This is a genomic window from Nonomuraea sp. NPDC004354 (genome assembly GCF_053602555.1).
Genome location: NZ_JBSGDV010000001.1, coordinates 1165729 through 1181388, shown reverse-complemented (window position 1 = coordinate 1181388; position 15660 = coordinate 1165729). Strand labels below are relative to the sequence as shown.

General features: G+C 70.2%; 15 protein-coding genes. 10 read left to right on the top strand and 5 right to left on the bottom strand.

The window, feature by feature from the left end; all coding sequences use genetic code 11:
• Positions 1 to 11: 11 nt before the first annotated feature.
• The 8 genes from ACWENQ_RS05530 (at position 12) to ACWENQ_RS05495 (ending at position 8806) form a co-directional block, all read left to right on the top strand.
• A complete protein-coding gene (locus tag ACWENQ_RS05530; protein ID WP_449921126.1) occupies positions 12 to 1241 on the top strand; it encodes an arginine deiminase in 1230 nt (409 codons plus the stop codon).
• 2 nt (positions 1242 to 1243) lie between these two features.
• Entirely contained in the window at positions 1244 to 2248 is a 1005-nt protein-coding gene (argF, locus tag ACWENQ_RS05525; protein WP_449921128.1) for an ornithine carbamoyltransferase, read from the top strand.
• A gap of 1 nt (position 2249) precedes the next feature.
• Positions 2250 to 3185, top strand: a complete 936-nt coding sequence (arcC, locus tag ACWENQ_RS05520) for a carbamate kinase (RefSeq protein WP_354910190.1) — start codon at positions 2250 to 2252, stop codon at positions 3183 to 3185.
• A gap of 10 nt (positions 3186 to 3195) precedes the next feature.
• Positions 3196 to 4620, top strand: a complete 1425-nt coding sequence (locus ACWENQ_RS05515) for an amino acid permease (protein ID WP_449921132.1) — start codon at positions 3196 to 3198, stop codon at positions 4618 to 4620.
• Positions 4617 to 5501, top strand: a complete 885-nt coding sequence (locus ACWENQ_RS05510) for a universal stress protein (RefSeq protein ID WP_449921134.1) — start codon at positions 4617 to 4619, stop codon at positions 5499 to 5501. Before ACWENQ_RS05515 ends, ACWENQ_RS05510 begins: the two co-directional genes overlap by 4 nt.
• A 263-nt stretch (positions 5502 to 5764) precedes the next feature.
• On the top strand, positions 5765 to 6259 hold the full coding sequence (gene bldD / locus ACWENQ_RS05505) for a transcriptional regulator BldD (protein WP_026214021.1): 495 nt from the start codon (positions 5765 to 5767) through the stop codon (positions 6257 to 6259).
• A gap of 136 nt (positions 6260 to 6395) precedes the next feature.
• Positions 6396 to 6869: a TIGR00725 family protein gene (locus tag ACWENQ_RS05500; RefSeq protein ID WP_452412959.1), complete on the top strand. Its 474-nt coding sequence runs from the start codon at positions 6396 to 6398 to the stop codon at positions 6867 to 6869.
• A gap of 134 nt (positions 6870 to 7003) precedes the next feature.
• Positions 7004 to 8806, top strand: a complete 1803-nt coding sequence (locus ACWENQ_RS05495) for an ABC transporter ATP-binding protein/permease (protein ID WP_452412958.1) — start codon at positions 7004 to 7006, stop codon at positions 8804 to 8806.
• A 496-nt stretch (positions 8807 to 9302) separates the two neighbouring features.
• Here ACWENQ_RS05495 and ACWENQ_RS05490 read toward each other — a convergent pair whose 3' ends face one another.
• On the bottom strand, positions 9303 to 10121 hold the full coding sequence (locus ACWENQ_RS05490) for an MBL fold metallo-hydrolase (protein WP_452412957.1): 819 nt from the start codon (positions 10119 to 10121) through the stop codon (positions 9303 to 9305).
• Between the two features lie 49 nt (positions 10122 to 10170).
• Between ACWENQ_RS05490 and ACWENQ_RS05485 the strand changes: the two genes are divergently transcribed.
• Positions 10171 to 10554: a MerR family DNA-binding protein gene (locus ACWENQ_RS05485; RefSeq protein ID WP_452412956.1), complete on the top strand. Its 384-nt coding sequence runs from the start codon at positions 10171 to 10173 to the stop codon at positions 10552 to 10554.
• Positions 10555 to 10767: 213 nt separating this feature from the next.
• Here the strand turns inward: ACWENQ_RS05485 and ACWENQ_RS05480 are convergent, their stop codons facing one another.
• From ACWENQ_RS05480 to ACWENQ_RS05470, 3 genes are all read right to left on the bottom strand, one after another.
• A complete protein-coding gene (locus ACWENQ_RS05480) occupies positions 10768 to 11214 on the bottom strand; it encodes an SAV_6107 family HEPN domain-containing protein (RefSeq protein WP_452412955.1) in 447 nt (148 codons plus the stop codon).
• 1004 nt (positions 11215 to 12218) lie between these two features.
• On the bottom strand, positions 12219 to 12419 hold the full coding sequence (locus ACWENQ_RS05475; protein WP_449921144.1) for a ferredoxin: 201 nt from the start codon (positions 12417 to 12419) through the stop codon (positions 12219 to 12221).
• Positions 12413 to 13576: a cytochrome P450 gene (locus tag ACWENQ_RS05470; protein ID WP_452412954.1), complete on the bottom strand. Its 1164-nt coding sequence runs from the start codon at positions 13574 to 13576 to the stop codon at positions 12413 to 12415. The genes ACWENQ_RS05475 and ACWENQ_RS05470 overlap by 7 nt, the downstream gene beginning before the upstream one ends.
• A gap of 100 nt (positions 13577 to 13676) precedes the next feature.
• Here ACWENQ_RS05470 and ACWENQ_RS05465 point away from each other — a divergent pair, with 100 nt between their 5' ends.
• A complete protein-coding gene (locus ACWENQ_RS05465) occupies positions 13677 to 14291 on the top strand; it encodes a TetR/AcrR family transcriptional regulator (protein ID WP_452412953.1) in 615 nt (204 codons plus the stop codon).
• Between the two features lie 426 nt (positions 14292 to 14717).
• Here the strand turns inward: ACWENQ_RS05465 and ACWENQ_RS05460 are convergent, their stop codons facing one another.
• Positions 14718 to 15563 carry a L,D-transpeptidase family protein gene (locus ACWENQ_RS05460; protein ID WP_452412952.1) on the bottom strand — a complete coding sequence of 282 codons (846 nt, stop codon included), beginning with the start codon at positions 15561 to 15563 and terminating at the stop codon, positions 14718 to 14720.
• Positions 15564 to 15660 lie beyond the last annotated feature (97 nt).

Genomic DNA, 15660 nt, shown 5'->3' with positions numbered 1-15660 from the left:
GAATACCTGTTATGACCTTTCATGTCGATTCCGAGGTAGGCAGGCTCCACCAGGTTCTGCTGCACAAGCCCGAACTGGCGCTGAAGCGGCTCACCCCCACGAACAAGGACGAGTTCCTCTTCGACGACGTGCTGTGGGTGCAGCGCGCGGTGGAGGAGCACGAGGAGTTCCAGCAGACGCTGCGCGACCAGGGCATCACCGTCCACATGCTGGCCGACCTGCTGCGCGAGACCCTCGACATCCCCGAGGCGCGCAAGCACATCCTCGACCACGTCGTCGACGAGCGCTGGCACGGGCCGCTGGCCACCGACGCCATCCGCAACACCCTCGACTCGCTGCCGTCGAAGGACCTGCAGCAGGCCCTGACCGGCGGCATCACCAAGTCGGAGATCATGGAGCGCGGGGCCGACCCGAAGAGCGTCGCCTTCCACGTGCTCGGCGGGAACGACTTCGTCCTTCCGCCGCTGCCCAACCACCTGTTCACGCGTGACACCTCGTGCTGGATCTACAACGGGGTGTCCATCAACGCGATGAGGAAGAAGGCCAGGCAGGCCGAGACGGTCAACTTCGAGGCCATCTACACCTACCACCCGATGTTCACCTCGGAGGCGGGCCGCTTCCAGGTGTGGATGCCGGGCACCAAGGTCGCGCCCGCCACCATCGAGGGCGGCGACGTCCTGATCATCGGGCGGGGCGCCGTGCTGATCGGGATGAGCGAGCGCACCCAGCCGCAGGCGGTCGAGATGCTCGCCCGCCACCTGTTCGCCACGGGCGGAGCCAAGAAGATCGTCGCGCTGGACATGCCGAAGGCCCGCGCGTTCATGCACCTCGACACGGTCATGACCAACGTGGACGTGGGCGTCTTCACCAAGTACGCCGGCCTCGGCATGCTGCCGTCCTACACGATCGAGCCGGGCGACACCGAGAAGGAGCTGAAGGTCACCGACCACCCGGCCGAGGACATGCACAAGGCGATCGCCCAGGCGCTCGACCTCGACGACATCAAGATCCTCACCGCGACCCAGGACGTCAACGCCGCCGAGCGCGAGCAGTGGGACGACGGGTGCAACGTGCTGGCCATCGCGCCGGGGGTGGTGGTCGCCTACGAGCGCAACACCACCACCAACAACTACCTGCGCGACAACGGCATCGAGGTCATCACCATCCGCGGCAGCGAGCTGGGCCGCGGCCGGGGCGGGCCGCGCTGCATGAGCTGCCCGCTGGAGAGGGACGGCATCTGACCATGGGCTTCAACCTTCGCAACCGCAGCTTTCTGAAGGAGCTCGACTTCACGCCCGCGGAGTTCGGCTTCCTGCTCACCCTGTCCGCCGAGCTCAAGCAGGCCAAGTACGCCGGCACCGAGCAGCGGCGGCTCACCGGCAAGAACATCGCGCTGATCTTCGAGAAGACCTCGACCAGGACCCGCTGCGCGTTCGAGGTGGCCGCCCACGACCAGGGCGCGCACGTGACCTACCTCGACCCCTCGGGTTCGCAGATGGGGCACAAGGAGTCGGTCAAGGACACCGCGCGCGTGCTGGGCCGGATGTTCGACGGCATCGAGTACCGGGGTTCCAAGCAGGAGCACGTCGAGGAGCTGGCCGCCTACTCGGGCGTCCCGGTCTGGAACGGCCTGACCGACGAGTGGCACCCCACGCAGATGCTGGCCGACATGCTCACCATGCGGGAGCACACCGACAAGCCGCTGCGCCAGGTCTCCTTCGCCTACCTCGGCGACGCCCGCAACAACATGGGCAACTCGCTGCTGGTCACGGGGGCGATGTTCGGCATGGACGTGCGCCTGGTGGCGCCCAGGTCGCTGCAGCCCGACCCGACGATGGTCGTCAAGCCGGCCACGGACCTGGCCAGGCAGACCGGCGCCACCCTGACCATCACCGAGGACGTGGCCACGGGCGTCGAGGGCGTCGACTTCCTCTACACCGACGTCTGGGTCTCGATGGGCGAGCCCAAGAGGGTGTGGGACGAGCGGGTCAGGCTGCTCAAGCCGTACCAGATCAACGACGAGGTGGTGGAGGCGACGGGGAACGACGGCGTGAAGGTCATGCACTGCCTGCCCGCCTTCCACAACAGGGAGACCAGGGTCGGCGAGGACATCTACGAGAAGACGGGACTCGACGCCCTGGAGATCACCGAGAGCGTCTTCGAGTCGCCCCGCTCGATCGTCTTCGACCAGGCCGAGAACCGCCTGCACACGATCAAGGCCATCATGGTCGCCACCCTGGGGAGCTGACATGAAGGTCCTGGTGGCGCTGGGGGGAAACGCGGTCCTGCGGCGCGGCGAGCGGCAGGACGACCACGTCCAGCGGGCGAACCTGGCCGCGGCGATCAGGCCGCTGGCCAAGGTCGCCGAGCGGCATGAGCTGATCATCACGCACGGGAACGGTCCACAGGTGGGCATGCTGGCCCTGGAGAGCGCCGCCGACCCCAAGCTGACCAAGCCCTACCCGTTCGACACGCTGGTCGCCGAGACGCAGGGCATGATCGGCTACTGGATGCTCCAGGCGCTCCAGAACGGCCTGCCGGGCCGCCAGGTGATCTCGATCATCACCCAGACCCTGGTCTCGGCCGTCGACCCGGCCTTCCAGAACCCGACCAAGTTCGTCGGGCCGGTCTACGACCAGGCGGAGGCCGAGAAACTGGCCGAGGAGAACGGCTGGGTGGTCAAGCCCGACGGCCAGTACTGGCGCCGCGTGGTGCCCTCGCCCAAACCGCAGCGTGTGGTCGAGACGCGGCTGATCCGCGGACTGATGCGGGACGGCGTCATCGTCGTGGGCGCCGGGGGCGGCGGCGTGCCCGTCATCCGCGACGAGAACGGCCGGCTGACGGGCGTCGAGGCCGTCATCGACAAGGACCTGACGGGCTCGCTGCTCGCCGAGGCCCTGGAGTGCGACGCCTTCCTCATCCTCACCGACGTGGAGCGCGTCATGCGCGACTTCGGTACCCCCCAGCAGACCGAGATCGGCCACACGACGCCGCACGAGCTGCGCGCGATCGACTTCCCCGCGGGGTCCATGGGCCCCAAGGTGGAGGCGGTCTGCAGGTTCGTGGAGACGACCGGCGACATGGCGGCCATCGGGCGGCTGGATCAGGCCTTGGAGATCCTGGACGGCAAGGCGGGCACCATCATCACGCCCAACGCCACCTGGCCGCTGTCCAGCACGTTGTAGGGAGGTGCCCGTGGCGCTGGCCGAGCGGCTGTTCCGCACCAAGCCCACCGACCAGATCGTGGCGGAGGGCGGTCATGGGGAGGGCGGCGACCTGCGCCGCACCATGTCTTTGTGGCAGCTGACGCTGTTCAGCGTCGGCGCCACGCTGGGGACGGGGATCTTCGTCATCCTCGGGCAGGCGGTGCCGAAGGCGGGGCCCGCGGTGGTGCTGTCCTTCGTGCTGGCCGCCATCACCGCGCTGTTCTCCGCGCTGTCCTATGCCGAGCTGGCCGGGACCATCCCGGTGTCCGGGTCGTCCTACTCCTACGCCTACGCCACGCTCGGCGAGCTCGTGGCGTGGGTGTGCGGCTGGTGCCTCATGCTCGAGTACGCGGTCTCGGTCGCGGCCGTGGCGGTGGGCTGGGGCGAGTACCTCAACACCTTCTTCGAGAGCACCTTCGGCTTCTCGCTGCCCGACTCGATCACCCACTCCCCCGGCAACCAGGGCGGCGTGATCAACCTCACGGCCATCCTGATCGTCCTGCTGGCCACCTGGCTGCTGCTGCGCGGCACCTCCGAGTCCGCCACCGCGAACACGATCTTCGTCTACATCAAGGTGGCCGTGCTGATCTTCTTCTGCGTGGTCGCCTTCACCGCCTTCAACTCGGCCCACTTCACGCCCTTCGCGCCGCTGGGCGTCGCCGGCATCACGGCCGCGGCCTCCCAGGTGTTCTTCTCCTACATCGGCTTCGACGCCGCCTCCACCGCCGGCGAGGAGGCCAAGAACCCCAAGCGCGACCTGCCCCTGGCGATCCTCCTGTCGCTGAGCATCGTGACGGTGATCTACGTCCTGGTCGCCATCGCCGCCATCGGGGCCATGGCCTGGACCGACTTCGATCCCGAGAGCACCGAGGCCGTCCTCGCCGTCATCGCCAACATGGCCACCGGCTCCACCTGGGCGGGGGCCATCGTCTCCTTCGGCGCGGTCATCTCGATCGCCAGCGTGGTCATCACCGTCCTGTACGGCCAGACCCGCATCCTGTTCGCGATGTCCCGTGACGGGCTGATCCCCAAGATCTTCGAGAAGGTCAACCCGCGCCGCCAGGTGCCCGTCGCCAACACGATCATCGTGAGCCTGTTCGTCACCGTGCTCGCCGGGTTCGTGCCGCTCGGGCAGCTGGCCGAGGCCACCAGCATCGGCACGCTGTTCGCCTTCGCCATCGTCAACGTCGGTGTGCTGGTGCTGCGCCGTACCAGGCCTGACCTGCCGCGCAGCTTCCGCACCCCGCTGTTCCCCGTCACCCCGGTGCTCGGCGTGATCTTCTGCGTGCTGCTCATGTCCGAGCTGGCGGGGGTCACCTGGGTGGCGTTCCTGCTGTGGTCGGCCGTGGGCCTGCTGGCCTACTTCGCGTACGGCTTCAGACATTCGCGGCTCAACACCGGGAGCATCCGATGAAGCCCGAGCACGTCCTGTCCGGTTTCCTGCCCGACTCCCGGGGCCGCGACGGCCTGACGCTCGCCGTCATGCTGGCCAGGCAGGCAGGCGCGCGGCTGACGGTCGCCACCATCCAGCCGCCGCCGTGGACCACGCCGGGCCCGGCCAAGGCCGAGGAGAGCGCCTGGCTGGCCTTCCTCAACGAACAGGTCGAGGCGGGCTTCGAGCAGGCCAGGAAACTGGCGGGCGACGAGGCCGAGTACGTCATCCACTACAACAGGGGCAGCGGGCGGGGCCTCGTGGAGGTGGCTCGGGCCGCGGACGCCGACCTCGTGGTGATCGGCTCGGGCCCGCGGGGCCGCAAGGGGAGCATCTCCCTCGGCAGCACGGCCGACCAGTTGCTGCACGCCTCTCCGGTGCCGGTGCTGCTGGCCCCCAACGGCTACGCCGAGCAGGCGCCGCGGCGCATCGAGCGGCTGACCGTGGCCTACCGGCGCAGCCCGGGCTGCGACGCGGCCCTCGCCTCCGCCGTGGAGCTGGCCGCCGCCCTGGACGCGCCGCTGCGGCTGGTGACGCTGGTGGTCGGCGCGGGGCGCGCCAAGATCGAGCAGCGGATGCTCGACGGGCTGCGCGCCCAGGCGACGACCGACCTGGAGAAGGCGGCGCGGGGCTGGGAGCCCGAGGCGGCGATCGAGACGCTGGCGGGCAGGACCGTCGCCCAGGCCATGGACGGAACGTCCTGGCTGGACGGCGAGCTGATCATCGTCGCCTCCAGCTCGTCAGGACCGCTGCGGCGCGTCTTCCTCGGTGACACATCGGTCAAGATCATAAGGGTGGCGCCGCGTCCTGTGCTCGTTCTGACCAGACAGCCCGGCGGCTCTCGGCAAACAGTGACGAAGTAGTGTTGGCCATGGGACAAGAGTGATGTTTGAGGCGGACCATCCCGGACCGGATTCGGCATCTTTTTTCCAATCAGCTTGACCTTAGGCGTCCACAGCTTTACCGTCACTGTCCGTAACCACACCTTGCGGCGTACCGGGGTAAACCCCAGTAGCCCGGCTACCGAAGGTGCCTGTCCGGCACCCACCCCCCGGTGGTCCAGGCAATCGTCGCGAGGGAGGACAATCAACTGAGAGCAGCACATACAACAGCCGGGGGCCACACAATGCCGTCTGAGTACGCCAAGTCGCTGGGTGCACGACTCCGCGCCATCCGCACCCAGCAGGGTTTGTCCCTGCACGGAGTCGAAGAGAAGTCGCGTGGACGCTGGAAGGCCGTCGTCGTGGGTTCCTACGAGCGTGGCGACCGGGCGGTCACGGTGCAGAAGCTTGCCGAACTTGCCGACTTCTACGGCGTGCCGGTCTCGGAGCTGCTGCCGGGGGGTGCAGCGCCCAGCCCTCTCGGGCCGACGCCGAAGCTTGTGATCGACCTGGAGCGTCTGGCGACGCTGCCCAAGGAGAAGGCCGGCGCGCTGGCCCGCTACGCGGCCACCATCCAGAGCCAGCGCGGCGACTACAACGGCAAGGTCCTCTCCATCCGCCAGGAAGACCTGCGCTCGCTTGCCGTGATCTATGACAAGTCGCCCAGTGAGCTGACGGAGGAGCTCATCAGCTGGGGTGTGCTGGACGCGGAGGCCCGCAGGGCCGTCGAGTCCTTCTGACGCTCCCGTAGGCGCGGGCGGGGCGCTTCCCGGTGATCGGGGGCGCCCCTTTCGTCGGTCTCCGGCGGCGCGCCCCGGCCCGAGACCCCCGCACCAGACTCCCCCACCGCCCGTGGTGCCGGTGAAGGAGGGACACATGGCCGTTCAGGTCGCGGTGTGCGGGCCGCGAGAGTGCTCGGCCACCGACCGGGACAACGCCCGCGAGCTGGGCCGGCTGCTCGCCGAGCGAGGGGCCGTGGTGGTGTGCGGCGGCTACGCGGGGGTCATGGAGGAGGTCGCCGCCGGAGCGCGGGCCGCCGGCGGAACGGTCGTGGGCATCCTGTCGCGCGCCGACCGGGAGGGCGCCAACCCGCACCTGACGATCGTGGTGCCCACCGGCATGGGCGAGGCGCGCAACGGCGTCATCGTCAACTGCGGGGACGCCGTCATCGTGGTCGGCGGCTCGTGGGGCACGCTGTCGGAGCTCGCCCTGGCGATGCGCAAGGGGCGGGTGCCCGTCGTGCGGCTCGGTGGCTGGCAGGTGCTCGACGAGCAAGGTCATCCTCTCCCCGGCGTCCGGTACGCCACCAGCCCCGAACACGCACTGGAGCTCACCGGCCTGTGGTCGTGAGAGCGATGGTTCGGCGCCTTTCCCGAAACCCGTTCGCCCGCCGACGCGTGGTTACCCGCATGAAAGCGAGCGGCAAGCTGTCCTGCCTATAAATCTGCCAATAGAGGCACATATAGGACTTTTTGGACAGATCCATGGACTGGCAGCACGAATGGCTCACGTCGTTCACATCAACCGCGGTGACCTTCGGCGGCATCGTCCTCGGCGGCGCCCTGGCGGTCCCGCTGCTGACCCGCTACACGCGCTGGGGGCGGCAGTTCCGGCTGCTGGCCTTCCCGTACTTCCGGCCCGGCCGCACGTGGGCCAGCCGGCGGCCGCTCCTGGCCATGCTGCTGGTGCTCTGGCTGACGGTCGTCGGGGTGCGCCTGGAAGTGCTCGCCTCCTACGCGACCAACGGCCTGTTCACGTCGTTGCAGGCGATGGACCCGGACATGTTCTGGCTCCATGTCATCGTGTTCGCGGTCCTGGCGGCGATCTACGTCGTCAGCAGCCAGCTCGCCTACCTCATCACGCAGCGCCTGATCATCCACTGGCGAGACTGGCTCAACGACCGCGCGGTCGCCGACTGGCTGGACGGCCGCGCCTACCATCGGGGCAGGTTCGTCGCGACCCCGGTCGACAACCCCGACCAGCGCATCGAGCAGGACATCACGCAGTTCGTCGAGCAGTCCTACGACCTGTCGCTCGACGCCGTCCGCGCCGCCCTGCGGCTGGTGTCGTTCACCGCCGTCCTCTGGACGCTGTCAGGACCGATGACGATCTTCGGGTACGAGGTGCCCAGGGCGATGGTCCTCCTCGCCTACGCCTACGTGATCGGGGCCTCGTTCATGGCCTTCAAAATCGGCCGCCCGCTGATCCAGCTCACCTTCCTGAAAGAGAAGTTGTCCGCTTCCTATCGATACGCGCTGATGCGCCTGCTGGACAACTCCGAGAACATCGCGTTCTACGGCGGTGAGGAGGTGGAACGGACCACCCTGGCCACCAGGTTCCGCTCGGTCATCGGGAACGCCTGGCAGTGCGCCAAACGGTCGTTGCGGCTCCAGGCGTTCAACGGCGCGGTGTCCCAGGCCTCGATCGTGTTCCCGTTCATCATCCAGGCGCCGCGCTTCTTCCACGGGGCGATCTCGCTCGGCGACGTCACCCAGACGGCCGACGCCTTCAGCCAGGTGCACGAAGCGCTGTCCTTCTTCAGGTACTCCTACGAGAGCTTCGCCGCCTACCGGGCGACACTGGACCGGCTCACGGCGCTGACGGACGCCAACAAGGAGTCGCGCGCCCTGTCCGGACCGGCCTTCACCAACCGGCCCGACGCACTGGAGATCGAGGACCTCCAGGTGTGGCGCCCCAACAGCCAGCCGCTGATCGAGAACCTGACCCTGAGCATGAGCCCGGGGCAGGCCCTCCTGGTCAGAGGACCCTCGGGAAGCGGCAAGACCACGTTGCTGCGCAGCCTGGCCAGCCTGTGGCCGCACGCGCACGGCGTCGTCCGCCGCCCCGCGGGGCCTCACACGCTGTTCCTGTCGCAGCAGCCGTACCTGCCTCTGGGCGACCTACGCACCGCGCTGGCCTACCCCGAGCCCGCGCACCGCATCGGCGAGGAGCAGGCCCGCGAGGCGTTGCGTTCGGTCCACCTCGGCCACCTGGAGGACCGCCTCGACGACGAGGCGCACTGGGCGCGCACGCTCTCACCGGGCGAGCAGCAACGGCTCGGGTTCGCCAGGATCCTGCTGACCCGGCCCAGCCTGGCCTTCCTCGACGAGGCGACGTCCGCTGTCGACGAAGGGCTCGAGCACACGCTGTACCAGCTGATCCGCGAGCGCCTACCGCGGTGCATGTTCGTCAGCGTGGGCCATCGCCGCACGCTGCACCCCTTCCACACCCACCACCTGCAGCTGCTCGGCGCCGGACGCTGGGGCATGGCCGCGGCGGGTGGATAGTCCTTGCCTGCGCCGGTCAGACGCGGCCCCGCCCAACTCCCGGCCCTCCGCCCAGCGCCATCGCGGAGCGAGTCCGTGACACCGGAGCGCAGGGCCGGCCGTGAGACCGCAGCACGGGGCTGAGCTGTGCGTGGGGCCGGGCCCGAGCCGGGCCATGGGGCCAGGACGTCGCGGGCCCAGCGCGGGCCCGGGGCGCGGGACCAGGGCGTCGCAGGCCCGACCGCCGGGCCGGAGCGCGGGACCAGGGCGCGGGACCAGAGCGTCGCGGGCCCGACCGTAGGGCCGGAGCGCGGGACCGGACCACGAGACCAGACCACGAGACCGGGGCGCGGGACCGGGGCGCGAGACCGGGGCGTGGGGTCGAGACCGTCGCGGGCCGGACGTGAGGCGGGGCGTGGGGTCGAGGCCGTCGGGGGCCGGGGCGTGAGGCCGAGACCGTCGCGGGCCGGGGCGTGAGGTCGAGACCGTCGCGGGCCGGGGCGGGTGGCGGGGCGCGTCAGGCGGGTGTGGCGTGCCGGGCGAACTCCCACGGGTCGTGCGCGGAGAACACCCGCACCTCGTCGGCGTGGTCGCGCACGAGCTCGCGCAGCCTGGCCTGGTTGGCCACCCGTAGCTCCCCGTCCACCTGCGAGTCCAGCTGCACGATGTCGAACAGCAGGTGCGACTCGGGCCCGGCCGGGTCGATCTCCTTGTGGTAGAAGTACGCGTCGCCGGCGTGCAGCCACCAGCCGTCCCCGTCCCTGACCGCCACCGCCGCGTGCCCCACCGTGTGACCGCCGAGCGGCACCAGCAGGAAGTCAGGTGACAGCCCGCGCAGCGGCTGGGCGCCCGCCAAGCCGTACCACTCCTCGCGCGACTCCCCCGTGGCGTACAGCTCCCAGCGGGGGCCGTGCGACCAGTGCGCGGGACGGTAGCGGCGGCTCGGCGCCCCTGCCATCGCCGCCGCGTGCTCGGCCGCCATCACGTGGACGGTCGCCTCGGGGAAGTCGGGCAGCCCGCCCGCGTGGTCGACGTCGAGGTGGGTGAGCACGATGTGGCGCACGTCGGCGGGATCGTGGCCGAGGTCGGCGATGCGGCGGAGCGCGGTCTCGCCCCTGTCGAGGCTCGGGGCGACCAGCTCCACCCACTCCGGGTCGAGCACCTCCTCCGGCCGCTCGACCGAGTCGACGCCGAGGCCGGTCTCGACCAGGACGAGACCGTGGGCGTCCGTCTCGACCAGCAGGGCGTGGCTGACGGCGGGGGCTGGGGCGAGCCCGTCGTAGGTGGGGTCGACGGTGCGCATGGAGGCAAGGTTCAGATGGTGAACTTTCGTCATGCCCCTAGACTGCGACTTGAATCGCGGTTCAAGTCAAGGGGTGCGAAGAATGCTGCTCGACATCGGCGAGGTGGCCCAGCGGTCGGGCCTGGCGGCCTCGGCGCTGCGGTTCTACGAGCGCAAGGGGCTCATCAGGGCGACCGGGCGCAACGGGCTCAGACGCGCGTACGAGCCGGACACGCTCCACCGGCTGGCGTTGATCGCCTGCGCGAGGAGCGCGGGGTTCTCCCTGGGCGAGATCGGCCGCTTGCTGGACGCCAAGCCGTCCGACGAGGCACTGCGCGACCGGATCGCCGAGAAGGCGCGCGAACTGGACGACCGGATCGCGCAGCTCACCCGGATGCGTGACAGCCTGCGCCACGCGGCCTCGTGCACGCACGACCCGCTCGTCGCCTGCCCGGAGTTCAAGCAAACGGTGCGCGGGACCGGATGACGCTCAGCGCCTCATGACACCGGAGACCACTGAGTGCGGGAGGACGAGCGCACAGAGAGCGGTAGCAGGAGCGGGAGCGGGGATGTGAACGCGTGGGGTGGAAGGGGGAGGTCCGGCTCGCGGAGGGATCGAGCCGGACGGCCGGCTGGGCGTTCATCCTCCCACCGACGAGAATGACGCGACCAGCCGCGACTGAGACCGGGTGTGCGGCCCTCAGCCCGCCAGCGGGACGCTGACGGGAAGGGCGGGCTGCCCGGCGACGCCGAGGATCTCCTCGACCATGGACACGAACGTCTCGGCCTCGGCCAGGAGCTCGTCGGCGTCGGCGAGGGTCACGCCGCGCACCATGCCCGCCTCCGCGGCCGCGCGCTTGGCGGCGCTGACGGAGAAGTAGGCGGCCCACTCGGCGAGCCTGGGCTCGACCTCGGGCAGGAGCTCCCAGGCACTGCGCAGCCGGCGCCTGCGCCCTTCCATCGGACGGGGCCGGGCGGCCAGGATCGCCGCCGCCGAGCGCAGGGCGGCGAGGTGGGCGGCGACGTAGCGGGTGGCGGGGGTACGGGCCGTCACGGCGTCGGCCAAGCAGGTGCGTGACTCGGTGAGGTGCGCCCTGACTGCGGGCGACAGTCGGGGCCCGTGCGTGTCGCTGAGCCTTGTCGTCATGCCAGCCTCCTTTGAGGGGTCGTGGCGGCTCCCGGCGTCTCCGTCGGTGGAGCCAACACTCGCAGACGCCACCGACATTTCCGCCGGGCGACCGGACGAGGAGCTTCCCCTCTCCCCGTCCGGTCAAGGCGCGCCCGCTCGTCTCCGCCGACGACGAGGACGCGCCTTTCGCCCGTGGAACCCGACCGCGGGCCCCGCATGGGGGTGGCGGGAGCCCGCGACCAGGTTCTTCGACGCGAGCCGCGAGTCTCACGTCACTCCGTCGAACATAATTTCGATGACCTTGAATGTCAACCGATTGGCGAACACAGGTTCGATCATGGGGCCTGACCTGCGGGGCGAGCGCGACACGCGGAGCGACCGGGACACCGGGCGATGCCGCAGGAGGACCGCCAAGAGGCCCTTGAGGGACCGCGAAGAGATCGCTGGAGGCGCGCCGAGAGGCCGGGAGGGATCGTCGGGAGATCGCTGAAGGTACGCCAAGAGGCCCCGGAGGGGACCGCCAAGAGATCGCTGGAGGCACGCCAAGAGGCCGGGAGGGATCGTTGAGAGATCGCTGAAGGTACGCCAAGAGCCGCTGGAGGGATCGACGCGGGCGATGCCGCCCGAGGACTCCCGCGCCTCGGCACGGCGGCGCCATCACCTGCGGGTCTCTGCGCATCGCCGCAGCGATGGCACCACCTATGGGACTTCCGTACATCGGCGCGGCGATGACGTCGAAGGACTCCTCGGTCGCCGGGACGATGGCGCCCACGAGGCACTTGCCGATCGGCGCGACGAACTCGCGAAGGGCGCCCACAGATCGGCTCAGTGACACCCGAGGGCGCCCATCGAGCAGGCGATGACCGAGGGCTCCCACGGATCAGCGGGATGACACCCGAGGGTGCCCGAAGCAGGCGATGACCGAGGCCGCCCACAGATCAGCGCGATGACCGAGGGCACCTACAGATCGACGCGATGGCCGGGGGCGCCCTCGGACCGGCGCTATGAGGGCCGAAGGCCGCCTACGGATCGACGCGGGTGATGGCGCCGGAGGGGCACAGGGTGAGCGCACGGCTCACGGCGTCCTCGGCCTCCGGCGGCACCTCTGCCGACGTCAGCACGACCAGGCCCTCCTCCTCGTCCTGGTCGAACACCAGCGGCGCGGTCAGCACGCACATGCCCGCGCCGATGCACACGTCCCTGTCGGCCTTGACCTTCACCACGCCACCTCCAGTGCGTGCACGCCGTAGATGCTCATGTCCGAGCGCATGGGCACCGCGTCCACGGGGACGGCGAGCCGCAGGGCGGGGAAGCGTCCGAGCAGCGCGGGGTAGGCCACCCGCATCTCGATCCTGGCCAACTGCTGCCCGAGGCACTGGTGGATGCCGTGCCCGAAGGACAGGTGCCCGCCCGCGGGCCGCCGCACGTCGAGGACGGCAGGGTCAGCATAGCGGGCGGGGTCGCGGTTGGCGGCCGGGATGGACACCGCGACGCAGTCGCCCGCCTTGATGAGCGTGCCCTCGATCGTGACGTCCTCCACGGCGGCCCGCGTCGCGCCGAAGTGGATGATCGACAGGTAGCGCAGCAGCTCCTCCACCGCGTTGTCGATCACGGACGGGTCGTCGCGGACGAGCGCCAGCTGTTCGGGGTGCTGCAGCAGCGCGAACGTGCCGAGCGCCAGCATGTTGGCAGTCGTCTCGTGACCCGCCACCAGCAGCAGGAAGCCCATGCCGGCGATCTCGTCGTCGCTCAGCTCGCCGCTGTCGACCAGCCCGGTGAGCATGTCGTGGCCCGGCTCGGCCCGCTTGCGCGCGACCAGCGTGTAGACGTACTTGATCAGGTCGCCGACCTTGGCCGTCAGTTGCTCGGGCGAGTTCGCCAGCCGCAGCAGCTCGGTCGTGTCTCGCTGGAACTGCTCCCTGTCGTCGTACGGCACGCCGAGCAGCTCGCAGATCACCAGTGAGGGGATCGGCAGCGCGAAGGTGCGCACCAGGTCGGCGGGCGGGCCCGCGCGCTCCATGTCGTCGAGGCGAGCCGCGGTGATCTCCTCGATGCGCGCCCTGAGCTGGTTCATCCTGCGCACGGTGAACTGCCCGGTGAGCAGGCGCCGGTAGTGCGTGTGCTCGGGCGCGTCCATGCGGAGGAAGAATCCGGGCGGCACCTCCCCCTCGGGTACGCGCCGCGAGGCGAGCAGCGGGTGCAGCCGCCGGGGGACGGTGCTGAACCTCGGGTCGGCCAGGACGGCCCGGCCGGCCGCGTGTCCCGTCACGAGCCAGCCCTGGTGTCCGTCCGCGAAGGTCAGCGGCCGCACCGGCGCCGGGTCGTCGAAGAGCTCGTCGGGCGGGTCGAACCTGCGCTGCCGGGTCATCGGGTAGCTCATGTCGCGCTCCTTCGTGAGATCGACGTGATCGACTACCCTCCAGAAAACCTCATCGCATGCAAAATTTCCATCAGTGCACTACATTGCTTCAATGACGGATATGGCAGGACTTCGGGCGCGCAAGAAGGCAAGGACCAGGCGCGCGCTCGTCGAGGGCGCGATGCGGCTGTTCGCCGAGAAGGGGTTCGAGCAGACGACGCTCGCCGAGATCGCCGCCTCCGCCGAGGTGTCGACGCGCACGTTCTTCAGCTATTTCGCCGGCAAGGAGGACATCGTCTTCTTCGACGCCGGGGAGCGCCTCGACCGGACTCTCACCATGGTGGCCGCGCGGCGGCCGGGAGAGTCGGTGGCGCAGCTGCTGCTGCGCGTGGTCGAGACGGGCGCGACCTGGGAGGACGATCTGGCCAGGAGCCTCGGGGGCGAGCGCTTCCAGCTCGTGATGACGGTCCCCGCGCTCCAGGCGAGGGCGCTCCACCTGCTGTTCGACAGCCAGCGGCGGACGGCCGAGGCGCTGTGCGCGGCCTACCCGGACGAGCTGGACCCGGTGGCGGCTGCTGCCGCGGTGGGGGCGATGGTGGGCGCGACGAAGCTGGCGGCCGTCATGAGCCTGTCGAGGGGCGAGCCGTACGCCGAGGTGTGGGCGGCGGTACGCGCGGCGGCGCGGATCGTCGCCGGCGGTCTCGACTCGCTCGGCACCACGAGACGATCCGCCTGAGACCCGCCTGACGGTCCCGCCTGAGACCCGTCTGACGGTCCCGCCTGACGGTCCCTTCTGAGGCCCGTCTGAGGCCCGTCTGACGGTCCGTCTGAGGGCCCCGCCTGACGGTCCGCCTGAGGAGGCCCGCCTGAGACCCGCCTGGCGATCCCGCCTGAGACCCGCCTGACGGTCCGTGGTCCGTCTGAGGAGGCCCGCCTGACGACAGCCTGCGCCCGCCAGGGCTCACCTGAGGTCCTGAACCACTGACCCACGGCGGCGCGCCCAGCGGCCGGCGGAGCGCGGCGGGTTGGCGGTCGCCCACGTCCTGCCCCGGATGGCATCCCCCGCGTGACCGCCGTGAGCCGGCACGGCCGCGCCACCGGCCGGCCCGACACCCGGTCGCTGATCGGCTACGACCACCGACCGGGGTCAGGACCTCCTCGGCTAGCGCCTGAAACGGCCCCGGACGTGCACGGGCACGCCCTTGCCGAGCATTCCGGGCAGCACCTCGGCCACGTTCATCGGCAGCCGCACGCAGCCGTGGGAGGCCGGGTACAGCGGCACCGACAGCGCGCCGTGGAAGGCGATGCCGCCGTTGAAGAAGATCGGGTTGTAGAGCTGGCCCAGGTACGACTTGTGCCAGCCCTTCGCCCGCCACGTCGTCCTGTAGTCGCCCGTCGGCGTCGTCGCCGACCCGCAGAACCGCTGCGACTTGCCCTGCCAGACCGCCGTCTCGCAGTACGGCACGCCGCTGCCCGACGAGGTGTGGGAGATCAGCTTCACCTGGTCGTCGACGTAGTAGACCAGGATCTGCTTGGTCAGGTTGACCTCGACCCTGGTCGGCTTGCCGTTCTTGACCAGGACCTGCGGCTGCTTGGGGTTCTCCAGCGCGTCCCAGGTGCGCCTGCCGACCGTGCTGGTCGGCCTGATCCCGTTGACCTTCTGGAACGCCCATACGGCGGCCAGCGTGCTGCCGCCGTACCTGCCGTCGGCCTTGCCCGGCAGGTAGGAGAGCTCCCGGAGCCGCTTCTGCAGCCACACGACCGCCGAGCCCTTCGAGCCGAGCTTCAGCGTCTTGTCCGGCGCGGTGACGGTCCGCTCCACCCGCGCCATCGCGCCGGCCGCCGTGGCGGGCGACGTGATGGGCGCCGCGGCGGGCGACGTGACGGGCGCGGGGGCGCGCATGACCGCGGCCGCGGGCTGCGGCGTGGCGGCCGTGCCGCACGCTGAGAGAACGACGGTGCCCACCGTCAAGAGAGCAGCCAGGCCGAGCTGGCGCCGAGCTCCCATGCCATCCATCCCCTCAAATAATTAACAATCGAATCAAAGGACCCTAGCGCACCACCATGGACCGGCAATTCCTGGGTCAATCTGTTTAGAGTGGGCG